This is a genomic window from Rheinheimera sp., from assembly GCF_020217005.1.
GTDB lineage: Bacteria > Pseudomonadota > Gammaproteobacteria > Enterobacterales > Alteromonadaceae > Pararheinheimera.
Window position 1 is genome coordinate 1 of record NZ_JAIWOI010000190.1, and the last position, 10000, is coordinate 10000.

At 45.5% G+C, this 10000-nt stretch carries 12 protein-coding genes; 9 read left to right on the forward strand and 3 right to left on the reverse strand.

The features are described from left to right. Positions 1–499, forward strand: a 499-nt coding sequence (gene pnuC / locus LDL40_RS09255) for a nicotinamide riboside transporter PnuC (protein WP_300995028.1), incomplete at its 5' end; no start/stop codon positions are given. After that, on the forward strand, positions 454–1347 hold the full coding sequence (locus LDL40_RS09260; RefSeq protein WP_300995029.1) for a phosphotransferase: 894 nt from the start codon (positions 454–456) through the stop codon (positions 1345–1347). The genes pnuC and LDL40_RS09260, both read left to right, overlap by 46 nt. 4 nt (positions 1348–1351) lie before the next feature. Here LDL40_RS09260 and LDL40_RS09265 read toward each other — a convergent pair whose 3' ends face one another. Beyond that, positions 1352–1534 carry a helix-turn-helix domain-containing protein gene (locus LDL40_RS09265; protein ID WP_300995031.1) on the reverse strand — a complete coding sequence of 61 codons (183 nt, stop codon included), beginning with the start codon at positions 1532–1534 and terminating at the stop codon, positions 1352–1354. A gap of 418 nt (positions 1535–1952) precedes the next feature. On the opposite strand from LDL40_RS09265, the gene nhaB reads away from it, so the two are divergent. The 7 genes from nhaB to LDL40_RS09300 all read left to right on the forward strand — a co-directional run bounded on the left by nhaB (position 1953) and on the right by LDL40_RS09300 (position 9532). Continuing rightward, positions 1953–3542 carry a sodium/proton antiporter NhaB gene (gene nhaB / locus LDL40_RS09270; RefSeq protein ID WP_300995032.1) on the forward strand — a complete coding sequence of 530 codons (1590 nt, stop codon included), beginning with the start codon at positions 1953–1955 and terminating at the stop codon, positions 3540–3542. Between the two features lie 228 nt (positions 3543–3770). Continuing rightward, positions 3771–6569, forward strand: coding sequence for a monovalent cation/H+ antiporter subunit A (locus LDL40_RS09275; protein WP_300995033.1), 2799 nt, complete (start codon positions 3771–3773; stop codon positions 6567–6569). Continuing rightward, positions 6569–6925, forward strand: coding sequence for a Na+/H+ antiporter subunit C (locus tag LDL40_RS09280; RefSeq protein ID WP_053425803.1), 357 nt, complete (start codon positions 6569–6571; stop codon positions 6923–6925). The genes LDL40_RS09275 and LDL40_RS09280 overlap by 1 nt, the downstream gene beginning before the upstream one ends. Next, the gene (locus tag LDL40_RS09285) at positions 6922–8412 is read left to right on the forward strand and encodes a monovalent cation/H+ antiporter subunit D (protein ID WP_300995034.1); all 1491 of its coding nucleotides are present in this window, start codon (positions 6922–6924) and stop codon (positions 8410–8412) included. Before LDL40_RS09280 ends, LDL40_RS09285 begins: the two co-directional genes overlap by 4 nt. Continuing rightward, positions 8412–8921, forward strand: coding sequence for a Na+/H+ antiporter subunit E (locus LDL40_RS09290; RefSeq protein WP_300995036.1), 510 nt, complete (start codon positions 8412–8414; stop codon positions 8919–8921). Before LDL40_RS09285 ends, LDL40_RS09290 begins: the two co-directional genes overlap by 1 nt. Continuing rightward, complete coding sequence (locus tag LDL40_RS09295) at positions 8921–9190, forward strand: K+/H+ antiporter subunit F (RefSeq protein ID WP_300995038.1); 270 nt, start codon at positions 8921–8923, stop codon at positions 9188–9190. Before LDL40_RS09290 ends, LDL40_RS09295 begins: the two co-directional genes overlap by 1 nt. 9 nt (positions 9191–9199) lie before the next feature. Beyond that, entirely contained in the window at positions 9200–9532 is a 333-nt protein-coding gene (locus LDL40_RS09300; protein ID WP_300995040.1) for a Na+/H+ antiporter subunit G, read from the forward strand. A gap of 6 nt (positions 9533–9538) precedes the next feature. On the opposite strand, the gene LDL40_RS09305 is transcribed toward LDL40_RS09300, so the two are convergent. Together LDL40_RS09305 and LDL40_RS09310 are read right to left on the reverse strand one after the other, a co-directional pair. Beyond that, on the reverse strand, positions 9539–9817 hold the full coding sequence (locus LDL40_RS09305; protein ID WP_300995042.1) for an HPr family phosphocarrier protein: 279 nt from the start codon (positions 9815–9817) through the stop codon (positions 9539–9541). Further along, the coding region (locus LDL40_RS09310) for an RNase adapter RapZ (RefSeq protein ID WP_300995044.1) at positions 9807–10000 on the reverse strand (194 nt) is incomplete at its 5' end. The genes LDL40_RS09310 and LDL40_RS09305, both read right to left, overlap by 11 nt.

Consider the following 10000-nt stretch of genomic DNA (forward strand, 5'->3'; position numbering starts at 1 on the left):
AGCTTTACTCAGCACTTTGCTTTACACCCATATTATGTGGCATTCAGCACTGCTATCCGACGCTTTGCTCCAGTTGTATTATGCCGGTATGGCGTTGTATGGGTGGTATAGCTGGCGTCAGCAACAGCAGCTGCTTCCAGTAGGTCAGTCTGGTATGACAGAATGGTCAGCCATGACTCATCTGAATTTAATAGCTGGTACAGCTCTGGCAGGATTGTTGTTAGGTTACCTGATGGAGCAGTATACCCAAGCCGACTTTGCCTATATTGATGCACAAACCACGGCTTTTAGCGTGATGACTACTTATCTGGTGGCTCGTAAAGTAGTTTCGAACTGGCTGTACTGGGTGGTGATAGATGCTGTCTGTATTTATGTTTATATACAAAAACATCTGTATTTTACAACGGCGCTTTTTGTACTCTATACCATCATTGCCTTGATTGGATTTTTTGTATGGCGCAACAGTTATCAGCAACAGCAGCAGACTCAGCTCGCTTAATTTGGCATTTATGTCAGCAGTTGGAGTTTTTTGCTGAGCACAGTCCGCTACAGCTCCGACAATTGACTCAAGGCAACAGAACCTGCTCTTATCAAGTGCAGACGGATAAAGGCCATTATGTACTTCGGCATTATGGCCCGGCGGTATTGGGGGTATGCCGGCAGCAGGAATTACGTTGCCAGCACGCTGCTGCTGCCGCTGGGTTAGCTCCGGCCCCCTTGTGTCTGAACAATCATCAACGTATGTTGATCACTGAGTATTTGCCCGATGCTGTAACTCCTTCCGCAGCTTATATCCGGCAGAACTTACCTCTGTTGGCGCAGAAGCTGGCGACTTTACATCAATTGCCTGTACAAACTGCTGTATTGGATCCCTGGTTATATCTGCAGCAATTAAAAGCTCAGTTAGAGTCTGTTTGGACTTGTGAGGCGGAGCGGGTTTGGCGACCTTTGATTACTGCGGCTCGCGATTTACAGTATTTTCAGGCTGATATTGGCTTATGTCATATGGACTTACATGCACAGAATTTGTTGCTATGGCATGAAAAACTGTGGTTGATAGATTTTGAATACTGCCAATTGGCGGATGTGATATTTGATTTAGTAGCGCTGATCGTGCAATTTGATTTGTCAGATACTGAACAGCAACAATTACTGCAAAATTACAGCAGATCCCGCTCTGCCGCATGCAGCGTTCAGCTTCAGGATAAGCTGGTTTTAGCGAAACAAGTGTATGCAGGTTTTTGCTGGTTATGGTATTGGCAGGAAGAGTTAGAAAATAAGGACCCCAGATATAAACAAGCCGCAGCAGACTGTTACCAGCTGATACTGCGGCTTTTGCCGGGCTAGCGCTTTAAAGCCCGCCTAAGCGCTCGGCCAGAATTTTGTAGCGTTTTACATCTTCCTCATCAAACACAGGTTTGCCTTGATCATCCTTACCATTGGCAACCAGTAAATTTTCGCGGGCCAGACGTTCGACACGGATTTCCTGAATACCTAAAAAGGCGGCGACTTCTGCTACGTTGAGTATTGCCATAATGAATTCCTGCAGTAATGACTTCAGCTAAGTTAAGCTGATATTTTTGTTTTTGTGAATAAAGTTCAAACAAGCCCTGATGTTTTACTCACTTTTTTACCAAGTGACAACTCAGTAAGCGTTTAATTTTGTGATTTTTTTGTATTTTCTAGGCCCTAAGCCTTCCTGACAGGTTTTTCATCATAAAACGCCACTTTTTCATCATTTTGACTTGTGTTGCTGATATTGGCCTTTTATTTATTCCTTTGGTCTCATCGTCACATCAATCTGTCTGGACAAACTTAGGTGTGCTAGGTATAACAAACTGAACTACCTGATAATTTCTGTGATAATTGTCATCCTCTTTACACAGAATTGAACTATGGTAAATAACAAAACATAAATCCAACACGCAACAATTCGAACTCGGGTAAACACTATGAAACCATCAGGCATGGCTTTGGCCTTGTACACTAACTTTCTCGGGCAAGCACCTAACTGGTACAAATTAAGTATCATCGCTTTTCTGTTTATTAACCCCATATTGTTCTTACAAAACCCCTATTTAGCGGGGTGGGCATTAGTGGTTGAGTTTATATTTACTCTGGCCATGGCATTGAAATGTTACCCACTGCAACCTGGTGGTTTATTAGTGCTGCAGGCAATTGCCATGGGGATGACCAGCACCACGAAAGTGATGCATGAAATTGAAATGAATATTGAAGTTATTTTACTGCTGGTGTTTATGGTGGCAGGTATTCATTTCGTCAAAGATTTATTGTTGTTTGTCTTTACCAAACTTTTAATCCGGGTGCGTTCGAAAACTAACTTATCTTTGGCTTTTGTCTGTATGGCCGCTTTTTTATCAGCCTTTCTTGATGCTTTAACTGTAGTAGCGGTAATTATTGCTGTGGGCATCGGCTTTTATGCGATCTACCACAAAATATCTTCAGGTAAAAAATTCCCCGATCCTCACAACCATAATGAAGATACTGAAGTTGCAGAATTGTCCCGCGCCGACTTAGATGCATTCCGTGGATTCTTGCGTAATTTATTGATGCACGCTGGGGTGGGTACTGCTTTGGGCGGCGTATCTACTATGGTTGGCGAACCACAAAACCTGATTATTGCAGAAGCTGTAGGTTGGGGATTTGGTGAGTTTGCATTACGTATGGCTGCAGTAAGCGTTCCCGTGTTGATCGCAGGTTTACTAACAACCATAGTTTTGGAGAAATTCCGCTTATTTGATTTTGGTGTGCGTTTACCTGTTGCAGTACAGGATGTATTGATTGCTTATGACAACTACCAAACTGAACGTATGACAGCCTCTGATATCAGCAAATTATGGGTGCAAAGCATCATCGCTATTTTGCTTATTGTTTGTTTAAGTCTGCATTTAGCCTCAGTGGGTTTGATTGGTTTGATGGTGATTATTCTGGCCACTACCTTCTGTGGCGTAACAGATGAGCACGCTATCGGCAAAGCTTTCCAGGAGGCCTTGCCATTTACTTCGTTACTGGTGGTATTTTTTGCTGTGGTAGCGGTGATTATCGATCAGCATTTGTTTAAACCTGTGATTGATTTTGTGTTGACTTTCGATGGCCAGCAGCAAATGGCGGTGTTGTTTTTAGCCAATGGTTTGTTGTCCATGGTCAGTGATAACGTGTTTGTTGGCACTGTTTATATTAATGAAGTCAAAGTGGCCTGGCAGGCTGGCAATATCAGCAGAGAGCAGTTCGAAATGCTGGCAATCGCCATTAATGCCGGTACCAACTTACCCAGCGTGGCAACTCCAAATGGTCAGGCTGCCTTTTTGTTCCTGCTGACTAGTGCTTTAGCTCCGTTAATTCGCTTGTCTTACATGAAAATGGTCTGGATGGCACTGCCATACACTATAGTGCTGGCTCTGGTTGGTTTGCTCAGCACAGTTGTATTGTTACCTGAAGTTACACATTGGATGTACGCCGCAGGTTGGATCCATCACTACGATGCTGCCGCCGCTGCCGCTGAAGTAGTGACAGGCCATTGATCTCTTTAGGATCAGAGGTGGAAACCTCTGATCCTACATTTTCTCCACTTTAACTTTTCACCAGAATGAACGTCTGGACAGCCTTGATTCAGAAAGGTATAAAGTACGGCATGTAAAATCATCGGGGTATGTCACCCTCTGTCTGGCGCAAAAAATATTGTTGCTTGCCACACTGCTCAGATTGTTTGTTGAAGAAACTGACTGAGGCTGCAAAGAGGACGCAAGTGCATGATTGAACTTCTGTTATTAGTCTTACTTCCCTTAATTGGTTCTTTAGTGCCTGTGTTAACTGCCAGGTGGACGCGCAGCTATAGCGCTTTAGCGACTGCTGTATTGCCTGCAGTGGCTTTGACCCTGGTACTGCATCTTGCGCCAGTCGTTTTTTCCGGTGAAACCTTATTGTATAAACTGCCTTGGGTTGAAGCTCTGGGTTTGTCTTTAAGTTTTCGCCTGGATGGTTTATCGCTGCTTTTTGTATTTCTGATCCTTGGCATAGGTTTGCTGGTCATTTTATATGCCCGTTATTATCTGGCGGCCAAAGATTCTATGGCGCGCTTTTACGGCTTTTTAATGCTTTTTATGACTGCCATGCTTGGCGTAGTGCTGTCGAATAACCTGTTGCAGCTTTGGCTGTTCTGGGAGCTCACAAGTATCAGCTCCTTCTTGCTGATTAGCTTTTGGTGGCACAGAGCGGATGCCAGGCTTGGCGCACGCATGGCTTTAACCATCACAGGTTTTGGTGGTTTGGCATTATTGGCAGGTATTCTGTTGATTGGCCGGGTTTTGGGTAGTTTTGAGCTGGATGTACTGCTTTCTCAAGCTGAAGTATTGCAGCAACATAGTTTGTATCCACTGATTTTAATTCTGGTATTACTGGGGGCTTTTACCAAATCTGCTCAGTTCCCGTTCCATTTCTGGTTACCTAATGCCATGTCGGCACCAACTCCTGTCAGCGCCTATCTGCATTCAGCCACTATGGTCAAAGCTGGTATTTTTTTGCTGGCGCGGATGTATCCGTTATTGGCAGGTAGTGATTTATGGTTTTTGTTGGTCACTATTACCGGCATGACCACTTTGTTGGTTGGTGCATATCTGGCTTTGTTCCAGCATGATTTAAAAGGCCTGCTGGCCTATTCGACCATCAGTCATTTAGGTTTGATTACCTTGCTGTTGGGTTTAGATACAGATCTGGCCACTGTGGCTGCGATTTTCCATATTATCAATCACGCTATTTTTAAAGCCTCATTATTTATGGCCGCAGGTATTATCGACCATGAATCCGGTTCTCGCGATATGCGTAAATTGAACGGCCTCTGGCAGTTTATGCCTGTCACTGCCACGCTGGCTATGGTGGCTTCTGCGTCGATGGCAGGTGTGCCTTTACTTAACGGGTTCTTATCCAAAGAGATGTTTTTCGCCGAAACTTTGCATCAGGATGTATTAGGGGCTTTGTCCTGGTTAATTCCAGTACTGGCCACGGTGGCCGCCACTTTATCCGTCGCTTACTCGGCCCGCTTCATTCATGACGTATTTTTTAATGGCCAACCTAAGGGGTTACCCCGCACGCCACACGAACCACCACGTTACATGAGGGTCCCAGTCGAAATTTTAGTCGCTCTGTGTATTCTGGTTGGATTGGCGCCGCAATACATAGTGGGGGATTTATTGGCTATTGCCTCTGGTGCCGCGCTAGGTGGGCCCTTGCCTGAATACAGTTTGTCGATTTGGCATGGCGTGAATTTACCGCTGATGATGAGCGTGATGGCGCTGACTTTAGGCATTTTGTTGTATTTGAACCGTAAACACCTGTTTCGTTTTCAGGCGGAGTTACCTGAACTAAACCCTTTGCAGCTATTTGAGCAGAAAATCAAAACTTTATTAAACAGTGCGCAGCACTGGCATCTGCGTTTCGAGTCTTCGGAACTGCAACGCTATTTATTGTGGATGTTTCTTATTGTGGTCGTGTTATTGATTTGGCCGCTGCAACAAATGAGTCAGTTTACTCAGCATAACGCCATGTTGCCTGTTGATGCATTAATGCTGGCTGCTATGGTGGTGGCTATTATCGCCGCTTTTGCTACTGTGTTATGCCAGCGTCAGCGTCTGTTAGCATTGGTGATGATTTCAGTGGTAGGGCTGGTGGTTACCCTTATTTTTGTGCGGTTTTCCGCGCCGGATTTAGCTTTAACTCAGTTATCTGTTGAAGTGGTGACTATAGTGCTGCTGATGTTGGCCCTGTTTTTCTTGCCGCATAAAATTAACAGGGCTTCTAATGCCGGACGATTAATCCGTGATGGAGCTATAGCATCTGTTTGTGGTGTGGTGATAGGTAGTTTAAGTTATGCCATGATGTTAGAGCCACAGCAGCGGATTTCAGACTTTTTCCTCGCCAATGCCAAAACAGGAGGAGGTGGTTATAACGTTGTAAACGTCATTTTGGTCGACTTCCGTGGTTTTGATACACTCGGCGAAATTACCGTATTGGGCATAGCTGCCTTAGGTATCTTTAAGTTATTAACCCGTTTACCTCTGTTTAAACCCAGCTCAGATGCCGAAGGCCGCCAATGGGCACTGGATAAGCATCCTATGCTGCTTGCCGTTGTATCTCAGGCCTTATTGCCATTGGCGCTGCTGGTTTCTGTCTATATCTTCTTCCGGGGGCATAATTTGCCAGGAGGAGGCTTTGTCGCGGGTTTAATCACAGCTATCGCTATCATTCTGCAGTATGTGGCTCAAGGAGTGGATTGGGTCAAGCAGCGGCTTACGTTGGAATACCACAGACTTGTGGCTGCCGGTGTGTTGATTTCAGCTCTGACAGGAGCCGCCAGTTGGCTATTTGAACGGCCTTTTTTAACCTCCTGGTTTGATTATTTCCAGTTGCCATTGCTAGGTGAAATTGAGCTGGCCAGCGCTATAGCTTTTGATTTAGGTGTGTATCTTACTGTGGTGGGTTCGACCTTAATGATTCTTGCGAATCTGGGCAAAATGACTACGGATCACCGGCCTGTGCATGAGGGGAAAAACTAATGGAATTATTGGTAGCTATTATCATAGGAGTTTTGACCTGTAGTGCGGTTTTTTTGATTTTGCGTGCCAGAACCTTTGCTGTGATGCTGGGGCTGACCATGTTGTCTTATGCCGTTAATCTGTTTATTTTTGCCAGTGGTGGTCTGAAGATGGGGGCTGGGGCTGTACTTAAAGCGACTGAAGACTATGCAGATCCTTTGCCTCAGGCTCTGGTATTAACAGCCATAGTGATCGGGTTTGCGATGACAGCTTTTTTGGTGGTGTTATCTATTCGTGCCCGGGCTGATTTAGGTAATGATCATGTGGATGGCAAATTGCCGGTAGCTAAAAATACCCGACAAGGGGCGTCGTCATGAACCATCTGATTATTCTCCCCATTCTCTGGCCTTTGCTGGTGGCATTACTGACTATGTTGCCGCCTTTTGATCAGAATTTGTTATTACGCCGGTTTTTGAGTGTGAGTGGCTCAGCAGTGTTAGTGGTGTTGAGTGCTCTACTAGTGATACAGAGTACTGAAGAGCCTGCTCAACTCTATCAACTGGGCAACTGGGCCGCCCCTTTTGGTATCAGCTTGTTATTGGACCAGGTCAGTAGTTTGATGTTATGCCTGACCTCTGTTTTGGCTTTGGCCGCCAGCTTATATGCCAGCAGTGGCGAAGATGAAAATGGTCCTTTCTTCCACGCTTTGTTACATTTCCAGCTGATGGGCATTAACGGTGCCTTTTTGACCGCAGATTTATTTAATCTTTTTGTGTTTTTTGAAGTGCTATTGATTGCCTCGTACTCCCTGCTCATCCACGGCGGTGGTAAAGCCAAAACGAAAGCTGCTGTGCATTATGTTATTTTGAATCTGGTGGGCTCTGCTTTGTTTTTATTTGCACTGGCACTGATTTACGGCGCGTCAGGCACGTTAAATATGCTGGATTTAGGCACTAAAGTTGCTGGCTTATCCGACACACAATTGCAGTTATTACAAGCCGCCGTTGCATTGCTACTGGTCGTGTTTGGCTTAAAAGCTGCGTTGATGCCTCTGCATTTTTGGTTAGGCAATGCCTATTCTTCCGCGTCGCCAGCAGTTGCAGCCTTGTTTGCCATCATGACTAAAGTGGGAATTTACAGCTTGCTGCGCGTTTTCGCTATGGTGTTGCAGGATGCAGGATTTGTCGCCAGTTGGGTCTTCCCTGTGCTGTGGTGGACAGGGTTATTGACCATAGTGATGGGGGTTTTAGGTGTGCTCGCCAGTGAAGACTTACGCAAAATGGCCAGTTACCTGGTGATTGTTTCTGTGGGTTCTTTGGTCGCCATTTTGTCATTAGGTACACCAGAGTCTGTGCAGGCACTTTTGTATTATCTGCTGCATTCCACACTGGCTACTGCGGCCCTGTTTTTATTGGCAGACTTGATTGCAAATCAGCGCGGAAAAGCAGGCGATAGGTTGGTAAACGGCCGTAAAATTGCCCAGCCTGTATTACTAGGCACTGCGTTTGTTGTCGTAGCGCTTAGTATAGTCGGGATGCCACCTTTTTCAGGCTTTATCGGCAAGCTATTACTACTACAGGCTGTACCTCAGGGCAGTGCTATGTTGTGGTATTGGTCATTTTTGTTAGGTAGCAGCGTGTTGTTGCTGATTGCTCTGAGTAGGGCGGGTAGTATTTTGTTCTGGCAGGTGTCAGGTTCCGATGTCGAAGCTCGTCTGGTTGGTCGTCGCCGCACTAGTGCTTTGTTGTTGTTGGTGCTTGCGAGTCCGCTGTTAAGCTTGTTTGCCGGACCATTAACAGCCTGGTGTCAGGCTGCGGCTATGCAGTTACAGCATATTGCCAATTTAAATCCGGGGGCCTTCTGATGGTGTCTTTGAAGAACTGGTGGCCAACTCCTATCCGCAGTCTGTTTTTGTTTCTGGTCTGGTTATTATTGAATAACAGTGTGGCTATTATTCACCTGTTTTTCGGCCTGTTGCTGGCCTGGTTGATCCCATTACTTATCCATAAATTCCGGCTTATCCAACCTGGAATCAAAAAACCTGGAGTTGCCTTAGGTTATGGTTTGATGGTGTTGGGTGATATTATTGTTGCTAATCTGCAGGTGATTCGGCTGGTGCTTGGCCCCAACAAAAAATTGCGACCTGCTTTTGTGATAGTGCCGCTGGATTTAACCGATAATCTGGCCATTACCATTCTAGCCAGCACTGTATCTTTAACTCCAGGCACTGTCAGTGCTGATGTGCTGCCGCTCGATGCAGAAGGTGCCGGGCAGCGTTTTTTGCTGTTGCATGTGCTGGATTTAGTGGATGAAGCAGAGCTGATTGCACAGGTGAAGCAACGGTACGAAGCACCATTAAAGGAGATATTTTAATGCTGACTTTAATACTACAAGGTTGTTTTATTGTCGTTGGTTTTGCTCTGTTACTGAACCTTTATGCTGCTATTCGTGGCCCATCAGTGGTCGATCGTTTGTTGGCGCTGGACACCATGTATATCAACAGCATAGCGCTGTTGTTGTTGTACGGAATTTATCTGGGAACCAGTTTAAATTTTGAAGTGGCGTTGTTAATAGCTATGTTGGGGTTTGTTAGTACAGTGGCAGTATGCAAGTTTTTACTGCGTGGCGATATCATTGAGTAGGTGTAGCAGATGAGCATAATTGAATGGCTGGTTGCGATCCTGGTTGTCGCAGGTTCTTTGTTTGTCCTGATGGGCTCGGTGGCGTTGGTCAAATTGCCAGATTTTTATACCCGTTTACATGGTCCAACCAAGGCCACTACTTTGGGGCTCGGCGCTTTAGTATTGGCTTCTATGGCTTACTTTAATTTTGTCAAAGGCGAGCTAAGTTTACAGCAGTTACTAATTGCATTGTTTTTATTTATTACAGCGCCTATTACCGCACATATGCTGATTAAAGCCGCGCTGCATCTAAAGCTAAACGGTGCAAAACAGACATCAGGTAAAGAGAACGCCGGGCTTTAACCTCTGTCAGTTTTCTTCGTCAAAGCCGTTTTCAATCAAAGCCACTACAGCGGTCAGCGCTTGTTGTGCCTCAGCGCCTTCGGTACAGACTTCCAGAGTTTTGCCTTTGCTGCTTGCCAGCATCAATAATGCCAACACACTGCTGGCATCCGCGGTTTGGCCTTCTTGTTGTAATTCAATTTTTGCTTCAAATTGACGGCACAGCTGCACCAGTTTAGTGGCAGCTCTGGCGTGTAAACCTAATTGGTTCACTATGGTGACGGTCTTTTTCAGTTTATCGGCCATGATGTCTCACCAATTCGCGGTGTCTGATTTGTACGTCTTCCCGCTGTAATCGGTAACTCTCAGCTAAAGATTCAGCGATATATACAGAACGATGTTGACCGCCCGTACAGCCTATGGCGATAGTCAGATAACTACGGTTATTGCGCTCTAAATGCGGTAACCAGGTGCCAATAAACTGGTTAA